The sequence below is a fragment of the Acinetobacter legionensis genome, assembly GCF_048552295.1.
Classification (GTDB): Bacteria; Pseudomonadota; Gammaproteobacteria; order Pseudomonadales; family Moraxellaceae; genus Acinetobacter.
This window is the reverse complement of record NZ_JBIMCW010000020.1, coordinates 24,157-49,231: the sequence shown is the minus strand read 5'-3', so window position 1 is coordinate 49,231 and position 25,075 is coordinate 24,157. Positions and strand designations below refer to the sequence as shown.

The window sequence follows — 25,075 nt, the reverse complement described above, 5'->3', positions numbered from 1 at the left end:
TTGAATTGCTTTACAATATACAAATTGCTTTTGCATCAACGAATTAAAAAATTCTTAGAGGAATAAAAACGTGCGGCGTTCATTTACTTGGCTCCCTTGGGTTTTACTGATATTGGTTATTATTTGTTTTGTGGTTTGGCAAAAACTTCAACAGCCCAAAGCGCCTATTGCTGCTGATGGTGTGAAAATGCCAGCTGAGAAAGTTGAACCTTTGGTCAATACATCTCGAACGGGCGGTGTGGTGTCTTATAGTGCTGCGGTCAAAGTTGCCGCACCAGCAGTAGTCAATATTTTTACAACTCAAAAAGTAAAACAAAATCATCCATTACTCAATGATCCTGCGTTTAGAGAATTTTTTGGAAATCAGATTCCTGAACAAAATCAAAACCAGAATGAAAATAGTTTGGGTTCAGGGGTAATTGTTCGTCCAGATGGTTATATTTTGACAAATAACCATGTGATTGCTCAAGCAGAACAAATTGTTGTTGCCTTGCAAGATGGTCGTCGTGCTGAAGCAACTGTAATTGGCACAGATCCTGATACAGATTTGGCTGTGATCAAAATAGAATTGAAAGAATTACCTGTATTACCATTTAAATTGAGTGGGAATGAGGTAGGAGATGTTGTACTGGCAATTGGAAACCCATTTGGTGTAGGGCAAACTGTAACTCAGGGTATTATCTCTGCGACAGGCCGTTCTGATCTCGGTATTAATACTTATGAAGATTTTATTCAAACAGATGCAGCAATTAATCCAGGTAACTCTGGTGGTGCATTGATTGATGTGGCGGGGAATTTGATTGGCGTCAATACTGCAATTTTCTCTCAGTCTGGTGGTTCATTGGGCATTGGCTTTGCCATTCCTGCGAAAATCTGTCAACAAATTTTAAATTCGATTTTGAAAGATGGTCGTGTGATTCGTGGATGGATGGGTATTAGTTTAGTCCCACCAACCCAAGCGGATGTATTGCAGCCACGTCAGCCTGGTGTTGTAGTTGCTGATGTATTGAAAAAAGGTCCTGCGGCGGAAGCGGGAATTAAAGTCGGTGATCGTATTATTAAAGTGAATAATGAAGATATTACTTCAACCTCACATTTAATTAATTATGTTGCACTTCAAGCACCAAATACCGATATTCAAGTTGAAGTCATTCGTGGTGAACAAACTGTCAATCTCACTGTTAAAGTGGGTGAACGAAAAGTTCAAAGTGCTGATTCACAGTTTATCCCTTTACCACGACGTTAAGTATCGCAAAAAATTTAGCCCTGATGAATCAGGGCTTTTTTATTTCGAAAATGAAGGTTTTCCTTAGCTCAAAAGACTATTTAGTGTTAGTGAGGCCAATTGGCACAGGGATTAGGTAATAGGCTATGGATTGCGCCAACTTCTTCATTTGAGAGCTTTGTATCTTTATTTTTATCTAAGAATTTAAATAACTTAATGTTTTTATCTTGACCTTTAAAGCGTCGGTCATCTGGCCATGGGAGTGGATCAAAGTCTTTGACTTTTAAGAACTCATTGAGCTCAAAGGTACCATTTTTATTTAAATCATAGGTTTTATGGAATTTCTCCCAGTCTAAAGAAGCCGGATCACAGGCAAAGCTAAAGCTTGAAAATGCACTACAACTGAGAATTAGACTATAGATTATTTTATTCATTTGTTTTATCCCATTTTTTTAATTAGCTTTGATTATAAAGACAAAGTGATTTTAAACGAATGGCTGCATCTCAACAAAACTATTTCCGTCTTGATTCAATCTATTCGATAGAAAATACTATATTTTTAAAACAAAAAAACAGTGCCGAAGCACTGTTTTTATTGCAATAAAACGCTATTCAATCAACTTTCTTGTTGAATTCCAGCAACTAACCAATCTTGAGTAGACCCTGCTGGTTTAACAAAGTGCCATACTTCTGAGAACGGTACAGGTTGACTATTTAAGTCTTCGCTGACAGTTCCTGTAAAACGAACACTCACCACGTATTGTCCATTTTCTGTTGCACTATCCAATACCAATGCATTTAAGTTCGAAAACTCAGCCACATCTTGATCTTGGTTTGCCATGATATCGCTGTACATTGACTGATAAAGATCAGCTGTTAAATAGCGCTGAATTTCAGCAATGTTGCTCACAGAGTTCATTGACTGAATATGGTTAAAGCGTTGACGAGCAACACGTAAGAAAGCAGCAGGTTCCGTTCCATCTGGAAGTTGATTGCCGCTTTGCATTGACGCTGCACCAAAAGGTGCTTGTGTTGCAGTACCACCATTCACCGACTGACCAAAAATATTGGTAGAGTCATTCGAACTACGTGTCGCATTGTTTTGCCCAAATGGCGTAGATGTTGAACCTGCGCTATTTGGTGCATATGGATTATTACTGGCTAATTTTTTTTTTGCACCGAATTTACGGAATAAGAAGAATGCAGCACCAGCAATCAGGATTAACCAAATCCAACTTGGAATTCCACCTTGTTTCTCTTCTTGTTGAGCAGCTGCTTGTTGTTTCGCTAATTCAGCATCATTGGTCTGAGCTTGTGCGTTACCATTATGATCATCAGCCATCGCATTTGCCGCAATCGCACCTACTGCTGCACCTGCAACACCAGCAGCAACCATTTTACCTACACCAGAACCTGATTTTTGTTGACCAGGTTGAGCAGGCGTTGGTTGTTGAGCAGGCGTAACTTGTCGAGGTTGAGAATAAGACTGACTTGAACTCGAAGAACGGCTCATGCCATGGCTTTTACCACCACCTGCACGTTTTGCTTCAGCTAAAGGTGCTACAGCCAAAGTTGCCATTAAAATACCTGCGATCAAGCCGCGCTGTCGAACTTCCATTGAATCTACCTATATTAAAAAATATGTTGATGAATATGGGTGCAAGCATATTACTGTATTGCTTTCCATAGTTCTCTTTATGCAGTCTTTTTAAGAGAATTTCAATGTTTTTAAGATTTATTTGCACATATATTCACATAAACATAACGAATATATTGCTGGGCTTTTAAAGCTCAATACAGATTTTCTAATCTATTGAAATAATTAAAACAATCAAATTAAAAAGGCTTTTATCATATCGGTGGAATTGTCTTGTGATATACAAATTTAGCGAGGCAATTTATGATAAAAATTCTCATGATTTAAAAGATAATTTAAAGCATCCAGTAGATAGCTTTTATCTTTTAATTATTTGAATACATATTGAACGCTCAATCCGTTATAAAAATGATTAAACCAACTATTGTTTTAGTTTTAGTCAAATATTTATTTTTTTATTGGATTTGTGAGGGTTCATTTAAATAAGGGATAAGATACAAATTTTTATTTAAACTATCTATCAACGCAAGCTTACTTCCTTGTAAGACTTGATCTTATTTTATAACGTGATAATTAGACCTCATCACTCAATTGCATGGCCTCTGTTAACGCCTCATGCAGTCGAGCTACTGCAATGATTTGTACACCTGCAATAGGCTTTTGTGGTGCATTGCCTCTAGGTACGATGATGTATTTAAAACCATGTTTTATGGCTTCTTTTAAGCGCTCTTGTCCATTGGGAACTGGGCGTATTTCACCTGATAACCCCACTTCACCAAATACAGCCAATTGTTGTGGTAAGGCTTTAGAGCGTAAACTTGAAGCACAGGCCAAAAGTACCGCAAGATCAGAACCTGTTTCGGTAATTTTCAAGCCACCCACGACATTGACATAAACGTCTTGTCCAGAGGTCTGTACACCACCATGACGATGCATGACTGCAAGCAACATATTTAAACGGTTTTGTTCTAAGCCCAGTGCAACCCGACGTGGTTGTCCATGCGCATCATCAACCAGTGCTTGAACTTCAACCAATAACGGACGTGTCCCTTCACGGCTGATCATCACCACTGAACCGGGAATCGCTTCATCATAACGACTTAAAAAGATGGCAGACGGATTGGCGACTTCTTTTAAGCCCTTATCGGTCATGCCAAATACACCAAGTTCGTTGACCGCACCAAAGCGGTTTTTGACAGCACGAATCATACGGTAGCGGGAGTCAGATTGGCCTTCAAAATACAGTACGCAATCGACCATATGTTCAAGCACACGAGGCCCCGCCAATGCACCTTCTTTGGTGACGTGACCAACAAGAAATAATGCTGTACCACTATTTTTTGCAAACCGAGTCAAGAGTGCAGCTGACTCACGAATTTGCGAAACACCGCCGGGAGCAGATTGTAAGGTTTCAGTATATAAGGTTTGGATTGAGTCAAGGATGGCAACAGCAGGACGTAATTGTGCGAGGGTATCACAAATTCGTTCTACGCAGGTTTCTGCCATGACTTGTAATTTATCGGTAGCTAAGTCAAGACGATTGGCACGTAAAGCTACTTGTGAAAGTGATTCTTCACCAGTGACATAGAGCGCTGAATTCTTCGCAGCAGCCATATGGGTTGCGGTTTGTAAAAGAATGGTAGATTTACCAATACCGGGGTCACCCCCAATCAGGACGACAGAACCTGTGACTAAACCACCACCTAGCACACGATCAAATTCGCCAATACCCGTAGCTAAACGTGTTTCATTAGACACTGTAATCTGATTGAGTAAAGTGACATTGGCTGCTTGTCCTGCATATCCACCGCCCATAGGTTTGGCGCGATGTGATACGACAGGTTCTATTCGCACTTCAGTCAGAGAATTCCATTCACCACAGTCGGAACATTGACCTGCCCATTTTGGATGGTCTGTACCACATTGTTCACAACGATAAACAGTTTTAACTTTGCCCATTTTGAGTGCGTTCACCTTTTGAATGATCTGCTGAATGTACCAATAGCGCTATTGAAATACAATTTTTTGTGCAACATCTCGCCAAAAACTATTTTGGCACGTAAACTGCAAATCGAAGGAACGGTAAAAATAAGAAAGGTAAGGGATAGTCATTTGACTATTAAATAAGCTAAAAGATGAAAAAACTTAGTTATTTTAAGTATTCATTGAAAAAGGCTTTTTTATTTTTTTTGTTTTAAGCTACTTTTAAACAACGAAATCTGAGAGAAGAATATAACAATGTCAAATGAAAACCTCAGTTCTTCTGCGGAAACAGGTGAACTAGCAAGAAGTTTATCGAATCGTCATCTACAATTAATTGCAATTGGTGGTGCGATTGGTACAGGCTTATTTATGGGTTCAGGAAAGACGATTAGTCTTGCAGGACCATCCATATTATTTATTTACATGATCATTGGTTTGATGGTTTTTTTCGTCATGCGTGCGCTTGGTGAACTGTTACTTTCAAACTTGCAATACAAGTCATTTATTGATTTTTCTACAGATTTGATCGGACCATGGGCAGGCTATTTTGTCGGATGGACTTATTGGCTGTGCTGGATCACTATTGGTATCGCAGATTTATCTGCAATTATCTATTACTTACAGTTCTTCAATAATGGGGTGCCCTTTACCCCGACTGAAGGGGCCATGATTAGTGTTGCCGCAATCTTCTTTATTTTAGGATTGAACCTAGTCACAGTAAAACTGTTTGGTGAATTGGAATTCTGGTTTGCGCTGATCAAAATTATTGCCATTGTGGTGTTAATTTTGGTGGGTTTCTGGATGATTTTTACTGGCTTTACCTCGGCAGCAACAGGTCAAGTGGCGTCATTTACTCATCTTTGGGATCATGGTGGAATGTTCCCGAAAGGTTTTGAAGGCTTCTTAGCAGGCTTCCAAATTGCCATATTTGCTTTTGTCGGTGTTGAACTTGTTGGTACCACCGCAGCAGAAACCAAAGATCCAGAGAAGAACTTACCTAAAGCAGTTAACTCAATCCCAATCCGTATTATTTTCTTCTATGTATTGGCGTTAGTGATTGTTATGTCAGTTACACCATGGAATATGATTGATCCTAAAGTTAGCCCATTTGTGAACTTGTTTAGTCAAGCGGGAATTGCTGCGGCTGCAATCATTATGAACTTGGTGGTTCTTTCTTCTGTAATGTCTTCAATGAACAGTGGTGTATTCTCAACAAGTCGTATGCTATTTGGTCTTTCTCGTGAAGATCAAGGTCCTAAAGCATTTGGTCTGTTAAATAAACGCGCAGTTCCAGCGAATGCTTTATATTTCTCTGGTGTATGTCTATTGGGTGGTGCGGCATTACAATACTTCGTTCCTAATACTGTCGAAGCATTTACTTTAGCAACCACACTGTCCACGATCTTGTTTATCTTGGTATGGATTATTATTTTGTGGAGTTACTTGGTGTATTACAAAACACGCCCAGAACTTCATGCAAAATCAGTGTTTAAATTACCAGGTGGACCGATTACTTGTTATATCGTGATCATTTTCTTTGTCGGTACGATTGGTATTCTTGCATTAGAACCAGATACAATGAAATCATTGATGGTCAGTCCAATCTGGCTCATTATCCTTGCGATTGGTTATTTCTGTTTTTATAAGAAAAAATAGTTATTAACGATTTCAATGATATTGATAAGAAAACGTCAGTAATTTACTGGCGTTTTTTTTATTCTCATTTTAAGCTTTAATGCTTCCGCTTTGGTCTATATTTTAGATTCAAGGTATAAGGTATACTGACGAAAATTTTGGAAATAGGTGAACAAATGCGTTTTGCAATTTGTGGCATCGGTTTAGTTTTAGCAAGTGCTGTGTTGGTGGGTTGTGGTCAATCAGGCAATTTGCAATTGGCAAACAGTCAAGACTATGACAAACGTGCCAAATATTTGCTCTATTCAAAAGATGCCAATAAAGCTGCCCAAAGCAAGGCAAAAGTGCAAGATCAGACAGCTGTTGCAGATCAGTCTGTGCCCGCATCTCAAGCTACTTCAAACTAAACCTAATTACACTTTCATTGAAAGGATAGATTCATGAGTTTCTCCCGCATTCATGGGGTATTGCATGCAGAGCAATGTTCTTTAGATCAACTCGCGCAGCAATATGGCACACCGCTTTATGTTTATTCAAAGGCAACTTTTGAAAAGCATTATTTGGATATGGATCAGGCATTTAGCTTTATCGATCATCAAATTTGTTTTGCGGTGAAGTCAAACTCAAATCTTGCGGTATTGAATGTATTGGCAAAATTAGGCTCAGGCTTTGATATTGTCACAGGTGGTGAGCTTGCGCGAGTCCTTGCCGCAGGTGGAGATGCTACAAAAATCGTATTCTCAGGTTTAGGCAAACAAGAAGCAGATATTCAAAAAGCCCTAGAAGTGGGGATTGCGTGCTTTAATGTGGAATCTCATGCTGAGCTTGATCGGATTCAGAAAGTTGCGGCAGCTTTAGGTACAAAAGCTCCGATTTCGTTACGGGTAAACCCCGATGTAGATGCGAAAACCCATCCTTATATTTCGACAGGTTTAAAAGAAAATAAATTTGGTATTCCATCAGATTCAGTTTTTGAAACTTATCAATATGCAGCGTCTTTACCTAACCTTGATGTGATTGGAATTGATTGTCACATTGGTTCGCAATTAACTGAAACACAACCTTTCGTAGATGCGCTTGACCGCGTCATTATGATGATTGCAAAATTAAAAGAATTGGGCATCCAGCTGAAACACATCGATATTGGTGGCGGTTTAGGGGTGACCTATAAAGATGAAACACCGCCAAGTGTTGCAGAATATGCCAACGCAATGCGTCCAGCTTTAGAGAAATTAGGCTTAAAAGTTTATATGGAACCGGGTCGCAGTATTTCAGCAAATGCTGGGGTATTGGTGACGAAAGTTGATTTGTTAAAACCAACCAATCATCGTAATTTCGCAATTATTGATGCTGCAATGAATGACTTGATTCGTCCCTCGCTTTACCAAGCGTGGATGGACATTCAAGCTGTGGTATCGCGTACAGATCTTGAAGCAAAAACATGGGATATCGTGGGTGCCATTTGTGAAACAGGCGATTTCCTCGGTAAAGAACGTGAACTTGCCATTCAGGAAAATGACAATCTTGCTGTTTTAGGTGCTGGTGCGTATGGTTTTGTCATGAGTTCAAATTATAACAGCCGTGGTCGTGCTGCTGAAGTCATGGTCGATGCTGACCAGTCGTATGTGATTCGTAAGAGAGAAACGATTGAATCACTTTGGGAAAATGAAAGCTTATTGCCTTAAGGAGCCATTTTAAATGTTATTAGAATTTACCAAAATGCATGGTCTGGGCAATGACTTTATGGTGGTTGATTTAATCAGCCAGCGTGCATTTTTTGATGCAATGACCATTCGCCGTTTGGCTGATCGGCATTTCGGGATCGGTTTTGATCAACTGTTAATTGTTGAAGCACCAGATTTTCCCAATGTTGATTTTAAATATCGTATTTTCAATGCAGATGGTTCAGAAGTAGAGCAATGCGGCAATGGCGTACGTTGTTTTGCTCGGTTTGTTTATGAACGTCAGTTGACCAATAAAAAGCGTTTTAAGGTTCAAACCAGTGCTGGTATTGTCGAACCTGAATTGGGTGAAAATGGTTGGGTACGAGTCAACATGGGCTATCCAAAATTTTTACCCAATGAGATTCCATTTCTTGCAGAAGAAGCAGATGCATTGTATGACATCGCATTGAAAGATAATGAATCGCTGACTATTGATGTGGTCAATATGGGCAATCCACATGCGGTCACAATCGTTCCCGATGTTTTAACTGCAGATGTTGCCAAAATTGGTCCTCAAGTGGAAGCGCATGCGCGTTTTCCGCAACGAGTAAACGCAGGCTTTATGCAAATTGTTGATGAAAAGCATGCGCGCTTACGTGTGTTTGAACGTGGTGTGGGCGAAACGATGGCATGTGGTACAGGCGCTTGTGCAGCCGCAGTCTCTGGAATGCGTCGTGGTTTACTTGCCAATAATGTAGAAATTGAGTTAGCTGGTGGTAAATTACAAATCGAATGGAAAGAAGGCGATGTGGTTTGGATGACAGGCCCGACTGCAACCGTTTATGAAGGCCGTTTAGATTTACGTTATTTCCAAGGTTGATCTCCTTTTCTCTTATCAGCTTACAAAAAAGCCCTGAATTAATTTCAGGGCTTTTTTGTCTCTAACTGCATAGTTTTTGGATTAAAAAATATAAAATAAGTGTTTATACTGCTTAAAGATCTAAATAAATAATCACAAGGAAAAATAAATAATGGCAATAGATCGTATTGATTGGCATGGCGAATCGGCAGAGCAAGCAGGCTTTCCATATGAAAATGGTGGGACGCATATTGGAATTTATTTAGCATGGATTATCAATAATCAATTAGAAGGTGAGTTTCACCAAGAAGAAAGTGTTGATGAATTAGAACAAGTCCGTACACGTCAAATAACTGGGCGAGATTTTTTGATCAATATGTGCGATGAAAAATTTTGGGAAGAAGATTTAAATCCACAGGGTTTTGAATTTACCCAAGCTTATTATGAGAGTCATCAGTATTTAAAAGATTATGATGAGATATTAGTCAATGCTCAAGGTTTGATCGATACTTATGCTGTAGATGATACATGGGAAAACTATGACTTAATGGCTACGATGATTAGCCAAAAATATCAACAATGGAAGCGCAATCGAAAATAAATCAGCATTGTATGTACATTAACAAAATATACTTTTTCATTGATGGGCTTTTGTCAGCATACTCAAATTTAATCATAAAAAAACACAGTCCAAAATGGGTCGGACTGTGTTTTAACGTTGACCTGTCTGGAGACCAAATCGACGTTAAGTAACCACACTTACAGCGCGCATAGTTATATAATTTATATATGAGGATGACAGCTTATTTTTCAACCAGCAAAGTTGCCAATTTTAAATTGGTCATTCTATTTGTACTCCCACCCAATTAATTCATTGAGTGAATACCAAATATATTGCCTTCAGTATCAACTGCTAAAACAATATGACCATGAGGTCCGATCGACATTTTTGTTTGATGAATTTGACCACCAGCAGCTTCTACTCTGGCTTCTTCAATTGCACAATCTTCACTGGAAAAATAAATAATGGTACTGTTCCCCCCAGCAGATATACCCTCCATTTTAACCAATGAGCCAGTTGCGCCATATTGGTTCATATCTGATGGAAATACCCACATTTCTACTGATGAATTGCTGGGATCACTTAATAAACTAAGCTCCGTGCCGATTACAGTTTGATAAAATAATTTAGCTCGCGCCATATCATTGACATAAATTTCGAACCAACACACTGGATTTGACATAAAAGTGTCCTTTTATTTTGCTGTTATCTGTTTTATGACCATACATGGCTGTATTCATAAGCCTAAGGGCAATTGAGCCTTTAACTTCTATTTTAGACTTTATCCTGATTAGCTTATGACAAACTTAACTTAAGATCAGCTGTATTTTGTAAGAAAGTATATTTTTTGATCACTATCCGGGGAGTCATTAAAAAAAAGAACGCCGAAGCGTTCTTTTTTTCGATCATTGGATTAATGACGTGCAGCTTTTTTGCCTTCATCCACTGCTTTAACGATGGGTGCTTTGACCAATGGTGTAGGATGCTCAACTAAAGCAAGTGGAAGAATCTCATCGATACTTTTCACCGCTTTAATTTCTAGACCATCTTTCACGTTCTGAGGAATTTCAGCTAAGTCACGTACGTTTTCTTGTGGTATAAATACCAGTTTAACTCCACCACGATGTGCTGCTAAAAGTTTCTCTTTTAAGCCGCCAATACGCATTGCTCGGCCACCTAAACTGGTTTCACCTGTCATTGCAATATCAGGACGAATTGCAATGCCAGTGAATGCCGAAACAAGAGCAGTCGTTAAAGCCAAACCTGCTGATGGTCCATCTTTCGGTGTTGCACCTTCAGGTAAATGAACGTGTACATCAGTTTCTTCAAAACGAGAAGCTTCGATACCCAATTCATCAGCACGTGTACGAACCACAGTCATTGCCGCAGTAATGGATTCTTTCATTACATCACCGAGTGAACCCGTAGTAATAAATTTACCTTTACCTTTTACTGCCGCTACTTCAATGGTGAGTAACTCACCGCCAACAGAAGTCCATGCCAAACCGTTTACACGACCTACTTGAGCTTCTTCTTCAGCCATGCCGTAATCAAACTTATGCACGCCTAAATATTCAGGTAAGTTTTCAGCAGTGACATCAATATGTAAGTTTTTCGCTTTCTTACTGACGGACTCTTTTACTACTTTACGTGCAATCTTAGAAACTTCACGTTCAAGACTACGTACACCAGCTTCACGGGTATAACGACGGACAATGTCACGGATCGCTTCCTCATGAACTGTCAATTCTTTGCCACGTAAGCCATTGTTCTTGATTGCCTTTGGAACAAGGTAACGATCTGCAATATTGACTTTTTCGTCTTCGGTATAACCTGGCAAACGAATTACTTCCATACGGTCTAATAAAGCCTCTGGAATATTCATACTGTTTGCAGTACAGATAAACATCACTTCGGACAAGTCAAGATCAAGATCTAAGTAGTGATCGTTAAACTTGTTATTCTGTGATGGATCAAGTACTTCAAGCAGGGCAGAAGCTGGATCACCACGATAATCCTGTGCCATTTTGTCAACTTCATCGAGCAAGAACAGTGGGTTCTTAACACCAACTTTTGTCAACGACTGTACAATTTTACCCGGCATCGCACCAATATAAGTACGACGGTGACCACGAATTTCTGCTTCGTCACGAACACCACCGAGTGCCATACGAACGAATTCACGACCAGTTGCTTTGGCAATTGATTCTCCGAGTGATGTTTTACCAACACCTGGAGGTCCAACTAAACAAAGGATTGGACCACGAAGTTTTTTAACGCGTGATTGAACAGCGAGGTATTCAACAATACGTTCTTTGACTTCGTCCAAACCGTAATGGTCTGTATCTAAAATTTCCTGAGCTTTAGCTAAGTTAATGCTGACTTTGCTCGCTTTATTCCAAGGCGTATCTAAAATCGCCTCGATATAGTTGCGTACAACAGCAGCTTCACTTGATGCTGGTTGCATTGCTTTTAATTTGCGGAATTCATTTTCAGCTTTTTTACGCACATGTTCAGGTAAATCAGCTTCCGCTAAACGTTTTTCAATTTCAGCAACATCATCTTCCGCACCACCATTCATATCGGAAAGTTCACGCTGAATGACTTTCATCTTCTCATTGAGGAAGTATTCGCGTTGATTCTTTTCCATTTGGCGTTTTACAGAGTCATGCAATGTTTGCTCAATCTGTTGTTCTTCAGATTGTTGCAGTAAATAAGTCATCAACTCTTGTAAGTGTGCTTCAAACTCATCGTGCTCTAGGAATTTTTGTTTTACATCGATATTTAAAGGTACACGGGTTGCAACAAAGAACAACAATTGTAATAAATCATCGATTTTATTTGCTGCTGCAATCAATTCACGTGCATTACGCAATTTGGCTTCTGCATACTGTGAAAACAGTGCACGTAATTCTTCTACACGTGTTGCTTGAGTATCTTTATCTACAGATATCGTCATTGGGCTTAATGCATGTTCAGCCGATAAGTATTCATCATTGTCGATGATTTCAACCAGCTTAGAACGATGTAAGCCTTCAATTAGTACCTTGATACAGTTTTCATCATTTTCATGATTCACAACTTGTACAATCTTCGCGACGGTACCATATTGATATAAGTTGTCGTGATCAATTTCTTCTGTAAGCGAATCTTTTTGCGCAACTACAAATACTAAATTGTCACTGTTACGAGCCACATCAACTGCATTGATCGATTTTTCACGACCCACAAATAGCGCGATTTGCATATGTGGGTACACAACCACGTCACGCAACGCTAAAAGCGGTAATACACTTGGAACCTGTGGCTCTAAGTTTTCTTGATTCATAATAATCTCAGACATGGGCACTCCTAATGAGTGACAACGGTGTTGCCATGTTTTTTATAGTGATGTGTATTTCAAAAATTACAAGGGCTTTGCCGAATAAAAAGTTTAAAAAATCGCAAGTATTTGATTAACAAATAAACCTATTTACATTTATTGGTCACTTTAACGCCGAAAATAATAGGTTTTTGCTGGGGTAATTAAGCTATCTAGGGACTGATCCCATGAATTTCTTGTAAGCTCATGGGTGAGTAACTGGAAATTATGGGCTAAACCGAGTCGATGTGGGCGGTATATAGCGGATGCAAGCGTTCGATCATAGAAACCGCCTCCCATGCCCATACGGCTCCCTTTTAAATCACAAGCCAATAAAGGCATGACCACTAGATCGAGTATTGAAATATGCTTAGCACGACTTGCCATGGGTTCCAACATCCCAAGACGATGTAAAGAAAAGCGGCGATTGCGAAACTGCCGATTTGATATTTTGACCCAAACCAGTTTTTTATTCATGTTACAGATCATGGGCAAATACACGGTTTTTCCAATTGCACAGCAATATTCGATAAGTAATTTGGTTTGAATTTCACCAAAAGCGTCTAAATATAATCCAATTTTCTGCGCATTCAAAAAATGGTGGTGGCGTAGCATCTGTTTAAAGCATTGCCGTTCGATCATTGCTTGTTGATTACGGGTCAGCTTTTGTCGTTGTTGTCTTAAAGATTTACGCAGTTGTGAATTTTGATCCATATTTTGAATGCTAAAACTAAACTATTGCCAGTATACAATGAATTGATAAACGGCATCATAAATTGAGATTTGTAACGATAAAGCGATGAAGTATCAATAGCGTTGAATCGGGAAGCAATGCTTGGCATTTCCTTGAAGATGTATATTGAGTTTGACCAGCAACAGATTTGATGAGCCGAAAATATTATTTATAAAAAATTAAGTAATCATAAAAAACGGTTTTAAAAAGAATGGCAATATGATTGTTCTATTTCGATTACTTTTATTCGCCAGAGTTTGCGATAAATGGGCGATTTTAAGATATATTCTAATCGTTTGATATCAAACAATTAAAATATCGATATTTCATATTTTAACTTCAAAGTGTCTATTCTGACAAATGTAGGATTTTGCTCAGTCAATTGCAAATCAAAGCACTTCAATTACGCTGATAAAAAAATTCACGTGAGTGATGATTATGGATAACCACGAAAATAAACAGGAAAAGATCATGCACAGTAAGCTCAAACAAAAGTTTAATCCTTTGTCACGACGGTTTGTTATCTCAATGCTTGCATTGACGAGCACTTTACCATTTATTACTTATGCAGCTCCAGCAGCTCCAAAATTGGACCTTGAATTGTCTGCACATTCAAAAAATAAAATTAAAACCTTAATGAATGATCCAAAAGTTTGGCAACAGATTCCTAAAACAGTCACGCTGTGTGTATTTTCTCCAGATGGTGCCAATAGTGAAGCTTTTGAACAAGCGACCAGTTATATCAGTGAATTGCCACGTATTACCCAAATTGCCAAAGAGTTTGGGGTAGATATGAAAATTACCCGTCCAACCAAATTATCGATGCGTATTGATTTAAATTATCCAAAATTAAAGAAAACTGCTTCAACTGATATTAATTTAAGGGTTTATACCGATGAACGTGTATTAACTGAGGATTTTCGAAGTAAACGTTGTGATGGAGCTGGAATCAGTAACATTCGTGCGCGTCAGTTTAACCCTTTTGTGGGGAGTATTGATGCCATTGGGGCAGTGCAAAACTATAAGCAATTAACTACAGTGATCCAGTTGCTTGCACGCCCAGAGTACGATGCAAAAATGGTGAATAGGGATTATGAAGTCGTAGGGATTGTTCCGTTAGGTGCGGCATATATCATGGTCAATGATCGCCGTATTGATACCTTATCGAAAGCAGCAGGAAAAAAAGTAGCGGTCATGAACTTTGACGGCACTCAAAAGAAGTTGGTGCAAAATGTCGGTGCACAACCTGTTTCTGTTGACCTATTAACAGTGGGTGGAAAGTTTAATAATAAAGAAGTCGATATTATGGCGGGGCCTGCTTTGTTATTTAAGCCTTTAGAATTGAAAAAGGGCATGACTGATAAAAATGGTAATGTAGTCGGTGGCATTATTCGCTTTCCTTTGATACAGGTGACAGGCACGTTAATTATGCATCGGAATAAGTTCCCTGCAGGTATGGGGCCAATTGCACGGGAAATGATTTCTAAACAGCTCAGCCCAGCATTTCAATTTGTTGATAAACTGGAGCGAGAAGTTCCAGATAAATATTGGTTTGATATTCGTGAAGCGGATAAACCGGGCTATATTAAGATTATGCGTGAAGCCCGTATTCAGATGACAAAAGAAGGCTTCTATGACCCAACAATGATGAAAATTTTGAAAAAGGTTCGATGTGGTCAAACCCCAAGTAGTTTTGAATGTGCTTTAAATGATGAATGATCGGGTTTTGATGACATATTAAGTCAAAAGCAAAATCACAAACAGCTGATATTTTTTATTTGAATTGAAAAGTGAAAGAGCAAAATGAAAGTTTATTTTGCTCCTTTTTTATTGCAAAGTTTAGGCAATTCTTTATTACTCTGTTAGATTAAACCCAAGATAAAGAAGATCAAAATTAAGATTTGAAAAGATGTTAAAAAAACAATTCAAGTTATTCCTGTTGGCCTTGTTATTTTGTTCTACCTCTGTATATGCAACACAATATCAGACAGGGGATATTATATTTCATACTTCTAAATCAGCACAAAGTCTGGTAATTCAAAAAGCCACACATTCACCATATAGTCATATGGGAATGATCGTGATTAAACACGAGCAAGCTTGGGTTTTAGAAGCCACTCAACCTGTGAAATATACACCTCTGCGGCAATGGATCAATCGAGGTGTAAATAAAGCTTATATTGTAAAACGTTATCAAACTGAGTTGACAGCAGAGCAACAACACAAGTTAGTCAAACAAGCTGAGACTTATTTAAATAAGCCCTATGATGTTTATTTTGAGTGGAATGATGATGCAATTTATTGTTCTGAAATTGTATGGAAAGCTTATCAATACGCTTTAGGGCTAGAACTGGCACCCTTGGAAAAATTACAAAGTTTTGATCTCACAGATCGAAGTGTTAAAGCGCTCATGCACCAACGATATGGACAGCATATTCCATTGCAAGAAACAGTGATTGCGCCAAGTGCAATTTTTAATTCAAAGAAACTGAAAACGGTTGACTCGGTTGCTGGTTTGAATTGATTGGAAATATAGTAGACATAAAAAAACCTGAATCATGATGCTCAGGTTTCTTATAAGAAGAGGTATATAGATACTTTCTTGAATGTGGCGACCCTACGGGGATTCGAACCCCGGTTACCGCCGTGAAAGGGCGATGTCCTAGGCCTCTAGACGATAGGGTCAATAAATTGAGGCTGACTCTTGAAACAAAACCACTAAATTAATGGCGACCCTACGGGGATTCGAACCCCGGTTACCGCCGTGAAAGGGCGATGTCCTAGGCCTCTAGACGATAGGGTCGTTTCAGAGGTGGGCGTATATTAGGGCGAATACTGGAACGTGTCAAACTTTTTTCTACAATAAAAACTGAAATTACGTTTATATGGATAAAAACAAAGCAATATGACCAATGTGGTTAAAATTAATACCATTATTGAGGCTTGCAATACAGCATAGCTTCTAAAATATTCTGAACCACTGCTGGATGTTGTAAATAGCCTGCGATTTGATGGGGAGTATGAATAAAAGTTGAAATAGCGGTATTTATAATTGCCGGTTGAAAGTCAAAAGGAGCATTGATCAACGGAAAAGCGGTTAAGAAATCATCTGGGGAATAGAAATTTTGCCAATCACCATTTAGACACCTTGGTCTTTTGATAGGTGGAGTCAGTTTAGACTGAATCACTTTAAAGGCTAATGGTGAGCCTAAAGTAATAAAGCGTTGTATCTCGTAGTTTACTTGCAGTTGTTGTAAAAGATTATAGGCAATCACAGTCCCTAACGAATGCGCAACGATAATATACGGTTGATTGGGTTCTAAGTTGGCAAGTATCCGTTGATGGACTTCATCCATAAACTGAGGATTGGCGAGGTATAAATAAGTTTCGATGAGGAATTTATGAATCAGACTTTCATGGAGTTTTGGAAAATTATTTAAAATTAAAGAGAACTCTTTGAGTGCTTTATCTTTTAACAATTGCGAAGCCAAATACAAGCGTTTAGATAATTTTAAGTCGTGATCAGGCATGAAGTAGGGCAATATTGGAATTGCGGGAGAGGCATTTAAAATTGTACTAGGTGGTGGTGGTGTATGTTTATGAAAGTGAAAGTTTACCCATGATTTAGGTAGAAAGCTTTCTAAGTCAAAGCGATTGCTTAATTGGTGTTTAGTGATTAAATCGCCATAAAAAGCTAAGCGAATATCTAATTGCGCTGTTGCAATAGGCAACTTAAGTTCATCAATTCCTTGCTGAAAAATATCAACCCAATGTTGTTTTAAACTTGCAGCATTATAATTCTGCTGGTTCATGCCATGAATAAAAATAATCTTCATTGGGTTTTTTATAGATTGTTATGTTTAATTATTAAATTACGAGTTTAAACTGATTTTGACTATCTTTGAATGTACAAAAAGTGTAGCCCATGGCTACACTTTTTGTTTAGAAATGATCTGATAGGTCTTGTTTAGGATTGTGATTGGTCTTTATATAAGAATGCGTAGCTGATATAGCAAATTGCAATAAAGATTAAACAACAAATAAAGCCAACCACCATTTCAGGATCAAACACCATACTGATACAGGTAATTAAACAGAAGATAAAACCTAAGATCGGCACAATTGGAAACAACGGTGCAGCAAAGCCCAACTCAGCTTTGGTATGACCTTGTTTGTACCATTGACGTCTAAAATTAAATTGGCTGAGACAAATACTCATCCATACCACAACCATGGTAAAAGCAGCCACACCCAACAAGTTTTTAAAAATAGTTTCAGGCGCAAATTGCTCTGAAAGTAAGCCAGGTAGTGCGCCAAACATGGTGACAATCACCGCTATATATGGAATACCGCGTGCATTGACCCTAGAAAATAATGCTGGAAGCTGTTTCTTGGCCGAGAGCGACCACATCATACGTGATGCAGCAAATAACCCTGAGTTTGCAGCAGACAACAACGCAGTAATGATCACAAAACGAATAATGTCTTCTGCGTATGGAATACCAATATGATCAAATACGGTAACAAATGGGCTGCTACTGACACCTTCAGCATGTAATCCTGCCATTTGGTGGGGAAGCAATGCACTAATGACAATGATGGTACCTACAAAGAAAATCAATAAACGCCAAATAGCAGTATTGATTGCTTTAGGCACATTTTTCGCAGGATCTTCAGTTTCACCTGCAGCAACACCAATTAACTCTGTACCCGAGAAGGCAAAGTTAACGATTAACATGGTGGTGAAGATTGGGAATAGGCCTTGTGGGAACCAGCCTTCATCCGTTAAATTACTAAATAACGGTGCTGAAGTATGTCCCTGATAATTTAAAATACCAAAAATTGCCAATAGACCAAAAAGAATAAAAGCAATTACCGTGATGACTTTAACCAAAGAGAGCCAGAACTCAGATTCGGCAAACCATTTGGTTGAGCTCATATTTAAGCCAAACACGATTGCTGCAAAAATCAGCGTCCATAGCCACATCGAGATATGTGGAAACCATTCTTGCATCAGCAAAGCTGCAGCAGTGAACTCAGTCCCTAAAGTTGCTGACCATGTCAGCCAATATAACCATGTGACCGTGTATCCAGTACCTGGACCAATATATCGTTGCGCATAAGTACCAAATGAACCTGACTCAGGCATATGAACAGCAAGTTCACCTAAGCACAGCATCACCATATAGGCAATTACACCACCGAGGATATAAGAGATAATGGCACCAATAGGACCTGTTTGTGAGATCACCTCACCAGAACCTAAAAAAAGCCCAGTACCGATTGCACCACCAAGCGAAATCATCACCAAGTGACGAGTACTCATTGCTCGTTTGAGTGGTGAAGAATTAGATGATACCTGAGCATCATTTTGATTTGGTGATGACTGCATAAGCTTCAGATGGAAATAAAACAAGAAGCGCGCTATTTTAGCCCAATTCATAAATAGTGCAATGATTGAGTGCTGCTAATGCTCAATAAGCAATACTATAAATCGTAGTGAGTTTATTTTTTTAATAAATAGTTTTTTAAATCAATTATTTATATATAACTCTATGCTGATTATTTTAAATTAAAAATCCAGATTATTGCTGAAAAAACAATCTTTTAAATATGAGAGAGCGGTAGTTTTTAAATGCTTTAAAATACGATAGATATAAAAAAGCCTGAGTCGCATTGCTCAGGCTTTTCTTACGAGAAAGTTTTATATAAAAACAATCTCAAATATGGCGACCCTACGGGGATTCGAACCCCGGTTACCGCCGTGAAAGGGCGATGTCCTAGGCCTCTAGACGATAGGGTCGTGATGAGGTGATGCGTATATTAAGGATAAAAGACTTTTTTGTCAAAATGGATTTAGCGAAAAAACGTCTAACTGATGAATCTATAAGCGAATCATTAGGTATTTGTTTTTAATTTAACCATAAAGCTATTTTTGTTTTTAGAAGAATCCAGATCAAATAAAAAACTGCATTATTTATATATGGATCACTTAAAAATTATGTTGCAGATTAAAAGCCTAAAATACATTCAACCTGTCAAAAAACTTAGCCACAAGAATATAATTTCTCTTAATTAATATCTTAAATTAAATCAATAATGTAGAAAACAAATTGTTTGATTGTAAAAACCTTAAACTACCACACCTTATATTCAAAGTTTAAATACCTTTGCGTAGGCGATACCTGACTTTTCGTAGGAATTGCTAAACCTTGCGCTGCAAACAAAACAGTGCTTTGTTTTTGCTTATGTTGGGCGAGGGGGAGGTTCTGGTACCCCCGCATTCTCGCACACAACGGGCGACATCTCTGTCACCCACATTAGGATCACCATCTATGATTCAAAAGTACCAATAGTGAATTGATAACCAACAGTTTCAAAAGTTACTAGGAAAACATAAGCTTCATTTATGATTAATGACTTGATAGCAGAAAAATCCATACAGATACGGGTTGATCAGTTATCTATCCTAATGGTTAGTTTTTCTGATGATAAAGCCAGTAATAAGTTGCGTAACACGCTGCCATAAACACTAAGCAGCCAATAAAGCCAGAAAGCATTTCAGGGTCTGCCGCCATACTTAAGCCAGTTGCAGTACAGGTAATAAAGCCAAGAATCGGCACGACAGGATACCACGGGGTTTTAAATTTTAAATCGGCCAATGTTTTACCGCTAGCAAGCCATTTACGTCGGAAATTAAACTGACTCCAACAAATACTCATCCACACGATAACCATGGTAAATGCAGCCACCCCGAGTAAATTTTTAAAGATGACATCTGCACCAAATTGTTCTGACAGTAAGCCGGGTAAACCACCAATCATGGTCACAAATATTGCAACAACGGGCGTACCTGATTTGGTTAATTTGGAAAAAATTCGAGGTAATTGTTTTTGAATTGAAAGTGCCCACATCATACGAGATGCTGCATATAGGCCTGAATTAGCAGTGGATAATAACGCTGTGATGATCACAAAACGCATGATGTCTTCTGCGTAAGGAATCCCAATCAAGTTAAATACAGAAACAAAGGGGCTATTGCTGATCCCTTCACCATGCGCTGTTAAGCCAGCATCTTGATAAGGTAATAATGAACTGATGACAATGATGGTACCGACAAAGAAAATCATTAAACGCCAAACAGCAGCATGAATTGCTTTAGGTACATTTTTTTCAGGATTTTCAGTTTCACCCGCTGCAATCCCTATCATCTCGGTACCATTAAAGGCAAAATTTACAATCAGCATGGTGGCGAAAATAGGAAATAAACCATTGGGTAACCAACCATGTGCGGTTAGATTACTGAATAACGGTGCAGTTTCATGACCATGAAAGGGGATTAATCCAAATATTGCGGTTAGACCGAGTAAGATAAATACCAGTACCGTTGCGACTTTAACAAAAGACAGCCAAAACTCTGACTCTGCAAAAAAGCGTGTTGAGGTTAGGTTGGAAATTAGGACTGCCCCAATAAAGACCAAGGTCCATAACCAGATTGAGGTTGTTGGAAACCATTCCTGCATCAGCATGGCTGCTGCTGTAAATTCAGTCCCCAAGGTAGCAGACCAGCCAAGCCAGTACATCCACGACACCATGTAGCCTGTGCCTGGTCCAATATTTTTAGCTGCAAAAGCACCAAAAGACCCAGTCACAGGTTGATTAACGGCAAGCTCACCTAAGCACAGCATGACCATATAGGCAATTAAACCCCCAATAATATAGGCTATCACTGCTCCAATCGGCCCAGCTTGTGCTATCACTTCACCTGAACTCAAAAATAAGCCGGTACCAATCGCACCACCTAATGACAACATGATCAGGTGGCGTTTGGTCATGGATCTTTTTAAGACAATAGTTTGCCCATCAGCGACAGTGTGCTGATTCGATTGATCAGGTGATTGCATATTTGATGTCATTGAACTTTAAAGAGATATTTTAAATTAAAATGCCAAAATTGACAAAATAAAATAACCCATCAACTTCTAAAGTCTAAAGAAGAGGGATGAAATAAAATAACTGAATCAAGAGGATCAAAACAAGAGAAAGAAATTATAAGAATAATTAGATGGCGACCCTACGGGGATTCGAACCCCGGTTACCGCCGTGAAAGGGCGATGTCCTAGGCCTCTAGACGATAGGGTCGTTTAGAAGATGGCGATATCTTATTGATCCGCCACCAAATTGTCAAGTAAGTGAGGTGCGAGTTTGTTCAAAATATAACAAAACAGTTCAGCCGTCTTTTGAGTATCGTACAAGGCCGAGTGTGCCTCTTTACCATCGAACTCAATTCCAGCTTGAATACATGATTTAGCTAAAACAGTTTGACCAAACATCACCGCACTTAAAGTCACAGTATCAAATACAGAAAAACTATGAAAAGGGTTCTGATTTTTCGTGCCAGTTCGTGCAATTGCTGCTCTTAGAAAGCCCAAATCAAAGTGGGCATTGTGTCCGACTAAGACAGCATGGGTACAATGTTGCTGACGACGTACTTCATTGACGGCTTTGAAAATACGTTTTAATGCTGTTTTCTCATCTTCAGCCATTGCCATACGCATTGGATTAAATGGATCTACACCAATAAAATCCAAAGAGCGACGATCTAAATTTGCGCCTTCAAAAGGATTGATATGAGCATGATGTGCTTCACCTGGAACAAATTTTCCTTCAGCATCATACACAATGGGGATGCATGCGATTTCAAGCAATGCATCGGTATCTGCATTAAAACCTGCTGTTTCAACGTCAACCACAACGGGTAAAAAACCACGAAAGCGTTGTCCAATCACAGGTAATGTTTCAGTTGTCACACCTTTCTCCATTGGATGGTTTTTCCAGCATAAAGTGGAATAATGTGTTCACCATCCAAATAATCTAAACTTTCAGGGATTACCTGATCTTCTTTCACAAGGGTAATCTTATTTGTGTTGCGAGGCAAACCATAGAAGTCTGCACCAAACATACTGGCAAAACCTTCTAGACGTTCAATTTTGTTGACTTGATCAAAAGCCTGAGCATAAAGCCCAATTGCTGTAGGTGCACTATAGCAACCTGCACAACCACATGCATTTTCTTTGGCATTTTTAGAATGCGGCGCACTGTCAGTACCTAAGAAAAACTTAGGGCTGCCGCTTGTAGCAACTTCAAGTAAAGTTTGTTGATGGGTTTGACGCTTTAAAATCGGTAAACAATAAAAGTGCGGTTTTATACCACCGACCAACATATCATTACGATTGAACAGTAAATGTTGTGGTGTGATCGTCGCAGCAACATTACGATCTTGTTCAAGCACAAAATGTGCAGCTTCACTGGTGGTAATATGTTCTAACACCAATTTTAATTTCGGAAATTGTTTAAGTAGCGGTGAAAGTACTTCGTCTAAAAAGCGTTTTTCACGGTCAAAAATATCCACATGTTGATGGGTGACTTCACCATGTAATAGTAATGGCACTTGATGTTCTTCAAGTTGTTCAATGACTGCATAGACCTTGCGAATGTCACTGACACCATTATCCGAGTTAGTTGTTGCGCCCGCAGGATAGAGTTTAATTGCATTGACAAATTGGGATTCTTTGATTTTGCGAACTTCATCTGGAGAAGTATGGTCGGTAAAATACAGCACCATGCGTGGGTCAAAATCAATCCCCTCTGGTACATGTGCCATAATACGCTCACGATAAGCATTCGCTTCATCTACAGTTTTCACAGGTGGAACGAGGTTCGGCATACAAATCGCACGGGCAAATTGTTTGGCTAGATCTGGAACTGTACGTTTTAAGGCAAGACCATCACGCAGGTGGGCATGCCAGTCATCTGGCTGAAGCAAAGTGATCGTATTCAAGGCAATTCTTACTGACAAATAAATGAGATGATAATCTATAACACTTTAAAATGATAACAGCTATTTCTAATCAATAATTCAAATTAAATGATTAAAAACAAATCTAAAGCTTATATTTTGTTCGGATTGGTCATGTAGGTGTCATGATTGGGTGCTCATGCTTAGCAGAAAATCTACAACTGTATAACATGGCAATGATTTTCAATTGCTTATTTTGAATTTATTTTAAAATTACAGTTTTTGAATGATGAAATAGTCAAAATGTACTATTGCATATTTTTCTTAAAAAATGATAATAAAGTCATACAAAGATAAACTTCGAACATACATAATTTTCATTTTATGAATAAACACGCTATTGACCTTATACAATTGTGTTTAAAGCCTTGAGAATATAAATGATCCACTCAAGGTGTGTGTGACGTCGCTTTTATTGTCTGAGATCAGTATACTATGTATATGTAATACAATAGTTTATTAGATAAGTACATCAATTATAATATTGAGTTAATAGAGAGCTTTATATGGGCAAGTTTCTGCCAAACCTGATTTGCATCATGTGTCTTGTGGGTTTAAATATTCAAAGTCAAATTTTTGCCAAACAAAATGTTAAAGCTGATAAAAGTCAAGAAGCGATAAAAGCGGACTTAAAACAAGATTGGTCAGTCAATAGTATCAATACCGCCAATTGGTCTGAAAATATTGGTAGAGGACAATTCCCCGTTTATGCACGTGCGCAAGTGATGCTCAATAATTTACATGCTTCACCTGGGCCAATCGACGGTAAAGGTGGCAAGAACTTTTTAAAAGCACTTGCCGCATATCAACAGATTAAAAGTTTACCAATTAGTGGTGAACTGGATAAACAGACGTGGGACAGTTTGTTAAAAAATCAAAAAACTGCAGCATTTGGAACTTATCAAATTACGGCAGAGGATATTAAAGGGCCTTATGCAAAAGCAATTCCGCGAAATTATGCGCAACAAGCAAAAATGCCGGGTCTGTATTACACCCGTGTGAGTGAAATGTTAGGTGAAAAGTTTCATATTGATGAAGACTTTCTTAAACAACTCAATCCAAAAGCTAACTTTAAAAAAGTAGGCGAAACCATCAATGTACCGATCGTACGCAATGATTTGCCTGAGGGTGTGGCCCTAATTATTGCGCATAAACCTGCTCGACAACTTTATTTGTATAATAGTGCCAATCAGATGATTGCATCTTTTCCTGCCACAATTGGTGGTTCTGGTACACCATCCCCAAAAGGGACGCATAAGGTCATTAAAGTTGCCGCAAACCCTGTCTATGGTTATAACCCGAAAAACTTTGTTCAAGGGAGTAACCGTCAAAAGCTGGCATTACCGCCTGGCCCCAATGGCCCTGTTGGCAATATGTGGATTGCTTTAAGTAAACCGACATTTGGTATTCATGGTACGCCGAATCCCTCATTAATTTCAAAGACCGCTTCTCATGGTTGTATTCGTTTGACCAATTGGGATGCCAATGATTTAGGCCGCAAGGTTCAACCGGGGACAGTGGTTAAGTTCTTAGATTAATCTGGTTGTATCTCTGAAAAAAGCTGAGTACTTTAAAACAGTGCTCAGTTTTTTATTGC

General features: G+C 38.7%; 20 protein-coding genes and 4 tRNA genes. 9 read left to right on the top strand and 15 right to left on the bottom strand.

What is annotated here, in order from left to right; all coding sequences use genetic code 11:
* Window positions 1–70 precede the first annotated feature (70 nt).
* Entirely contained in the window at window positions 71–1,246 is a 1,176-nt protein-coding gene (locus tag ACG916_RS15320) for a S1C family serine protease (protein WP_336952703.1), read from the top strand.
* Between the two features lie 86 nt (window positions 1,247–1,332).
* Here the strand turns inward: ACG916_RS15320 and ACG916_RS15315 are convergent, their stop codons facing one another.
* The 3 genes from ACG916_RS15315 to radA all read right to left on the bottom strand — a co-directional run bounded on the left by ACG916_RS15315 (window position 1,333) and on the right by radA (window position 4,781).
* Window positions 1,333–1,659 carry an EF-hand domain-containing protein gene (locus ACG916_RS15315; RefSeq protein WP_336952701.1) on the bottom strand — a complete coding sequence of 109 codons (327 nt, stop codon included), beginning with the start codon at window positions 1,657–1,659 and terminating at the stop codon, window positions 1,333–1,335.
* A 182-nt stretch (window positions 1,660–1,841) separates the two neighbouring features.
* The gene (locus ACG916_RS15310; protein ID WP_419329027.1) at window positions 1,842–2,843 is read right to left on the bottom strand and encodes a Tim44 domain-containing protein; all 1,002 of its coding nucleotides are present in this window, start codon (window positions 2,841–2,843) and stop codon (window positions 1,842–1,844) included.
* Window positions 2,844–3,395: 552 nt separating this feature from the next.
* Window positions 3,396–4,781, bottom strand: a complete 1,386-nt coding sequence (gene radA / locus ACG916_RS15305) for a DNA repair protein RadA (protein ID WP_004722416.1) — start codon at window positions 4,779–4,781, stop codon at window positions 3,396–3,398.
* 279 nt (window positions 4,782–5,060) lie between these two features.
* Here radA and ACG916_RS15300 point away from each other — a divergent pair, with 279 nt between their 5' ends.
* The 5 genes from ACG916_RS15300 to ACG916_RS15280 all read left to right on the top strand — a co-directional run bounded on the left by ACG916_RS15300 (window position 5,061) and on the right by ACG916_RS15280 (window position 9,564).
* Window positions 5,061–6,461: an amino acid permease gene (locus ACG916_RS15300; RefSeq protein ID WP_004819689.1), complete on the top strand. Its 1,401-nt coding sequence runs from the start codon at window positions 5,061–5,063 to the stop codon at window positions 6,459–6,461.
* A 155-nt stretch (window positions 6,462–6,616) separates the two neighbouring features.
* Entirely contained in the window at window positions 6,617–6,847 is a 231-nt protein-coding gene (locus ACG916_RS15295) for a hypothetical protein (protein ID WP_034617490.1), read from the top strand.
* Between the two features lie 33 nt (window positions 6,848–6,880).
* Window positions 6,881–8,125: a diaminopimelate decarboxylase gene (gene lysA, locus ACG916_RS15290; protein ID WP_336952695.1), complete on the top strand. Its 1,245-nt coding sequence runs from the start codon at window positions 6,881–6,883 to the stop codon at window positions 8,123–8,125.
* Between the two features lie 13 nt (window positions 8,126–8,138).
* Window positions 8,139–8,984 (top strand): diaminopimelate epimerase, encoded by an 846-nt coding sequence (gene dapF, locus ACG916_RS15285; RefSeq protein ID WP_336952693.1) that lies wholly within the window; start codon window positions 8,139–8,141, stop codon window positions 8,982–8,984.
* A gap of 151 nt (window positions 8,985–9,135) precedes the next feature.
* Complete coding sequence (locus ACG916_RS15280) at window positions 9,136–9,564, top strand: DUF7832 domain-containing protein (protein ID WP_336952692.1); 429 nt, start codon at window positions 9,136–9,138, stop codon at window positions 9,562–9,564.
* A 265-nt stretch (window positions 9,565–9,829) separates the two neighbouring features.
* On the opposite strand, the gene ACG916_RS15275 is transcribed toward ACG916_RS15280, so the two are convergent.
* The 3 genes from ACG916_RS15275 to ACG916_RS15265 form a co-directional block, all read right to left on the bottom strand.
* Window positions 9,830–10,207 (bottom strand): VOC family protein, encoded by a 378-nt coding sequence (locus ACG916_RS15275; RefSeq protein WP_336952690.1) that lies wholly within the window; start codon window positions 10,205–10,207, stop codon window positions 9,830–9,832.
* 231 nt (window positions 10,208–10,438) lie between these two features.
* Window positions 10,439–12,868: an endopeptidase La gene (lon, locus tag ACG916_RS15270; protein ID WP_336952688.1), complete on the bottom strand. Its 2,430-nt coding sequence runs from the start codon at window positions 12,866–12,868 to the stop codon at window positions 10,439–10,441.
* A 147-nt stretch (window positions 12,869–13,015) separates the two neighbouring features.
* Window positions 13,016–13,600 (bottom strand): 5-formyltetrahydrofolate cyclo-ligase, encoded by a 585-nt coding sequence (locus ACG916_RS15265; protein WP_336952686.1) that lies wholly within the window; start codon window positions 13,598–13,600, stop codon window positions 13,016–13,018.
* A gap of 547 nt (window positions 13,601–14,147) precedes the next feature.
* Between ACG916_RS15265 and ACG916_RS15260 the strand changes: the two genes are divergently transcribed.
* A complete protein-coding gene (locus tag ACG916_RS15260; RefSeq protein ID WP_419329054.1) occupies window positions 14,148–15,338 on the top strand; it encodes a putative solute-binding protein in 1,191 nt (396 codons plus the stop codon).
* 190 nt (window positions 15,339–15,528) lie between these two features.
* Complete coding sequence (locus ACG916_RS15255; RefSeq protein ID WP_419329028.1) at window positions 15,529–16,143, top strand: YiiX family permuted papain-like enzyme; 615 nt, start codon at window positions 15,529–15,531, stop codon at window positions 16,141–16,143.
* Window positions 16,144–16,228: 85 nt separating this feature from the next.
* Here the strand turns inward: ACG916_RS15255 and ACG916_RS15250 are convergent.
* The 9 genes from ACG916_RS15250 to pyrC all read right to left on the bottom strand — a co-directional run bounded on the left by ACG916_RS15250 (window position 16,229) and on the right by pyrC (window position 23,460).
* A tRNA-Glu gene (locus ACG916_RS15250) sits at window positions 16,229–16,304 on the bottom strand.
* A gap of 42 nt (window positions 16,305–16,346) precedes the next feature.
* Window positions 16,347–16,422 (bottom strand) — tRNA-Glu (locus tag ACG916_RS15245).
* A gap of 130 nt (window positions 16,423–16,552) precedes the next feature.
* On the bottom strand, window positions 16,553–17,455 hold the full coding sequence (locus tag ACG916_RS15240) for a lipase family protein (RefSeq protein ID WP_419329029.1): 903 nt from the start codon (window positions 17,453–17,455) through the stop codon (window positions 16,553–16,555).
* A gap of 131 nt (window positions 17,456–17,586) precedes the next feature.
* Window positions 17,587–19,011: an amino acid permease gene (locus ACG916_RS15235; RefSeq protein ID WP_056514257.1), complete on the bottom strand. Its 1,425-nt coding sequence runs from the start codon at window positions 19,009–19,011 to the stop codon at window positions 17,587–17,589.
* A gap of 335 nt (window positions 19,012–19,346) precedes the next feature.
* Window positions 19,347–19,422: transfer RNA gene (locus ACG916_RS15230), tRNA-Glu, on the bottom strand.
* 673 nt (window positions 19,423–20,095) lie between these two features.
* On the bottom strand, window positions 20,096–21,523 hold the full coding sequence (locus tag ACG916_RS15225; RefSeq protein ID WP_336952679.1) for an amino acid permease: 1,428 nt from the start codon (window positions 21,521–21,523) through the stop codon (window positions 20,096–20,098).
* 162 nt (window positions 21,524–21,685) lie between these two features.
* Window positions 21,686–21,761, bottom strand: a tRNA-Glu gene (locus ACG916_RS15220).
* 20 nt (window positions 21,762–21,781) lie between these two features.
* Window positions 21,782–22,441, bottom strand: coding sequence for a ribonuclease T (gene rnt / locus ACG916_RS15215; RefSeq protein WP_336952678.1), 660 nt, complete (start codon window positions 22,439–22,441; stop codon window positions 21,782–21,784).
* On the bottom strand, window positions 22,426–23,460 hold the full coding sequence (gene pyrC, locus ACG916_RS15210; RefSeq protein ID WP_419329030.1) for a dihydroorotase: 1,035 nt from the start codon (window positions 23,458–23,460) through the stop codon (window positions 22,426–22,428). The genes rnt and pyrC overlap by 16 nt, the downstream gene beginning before the upstream one ends.
* Window positions 23,461–23,984: 524 nt before the next feature.
* On the opposite strand from pyrC, the gene ACG916_RS15205 reads away from it, so the two are divergent.
* The gene (locus tag ACG916_RS15205) at window positions 23,985–25,016 is read left to right on the top strand and encodes a L,D-transpeptidase family protein (protein WP_419329031.1); all 1,032 of its coding nucleotides are present in this window, start codon (window positions 23,985–23,987) and stop codon (window positions 25,014–25,016) included.
* The last annotated feature ends 59 nt before the right edge of the window (window positions 25,017–25,075 follow it).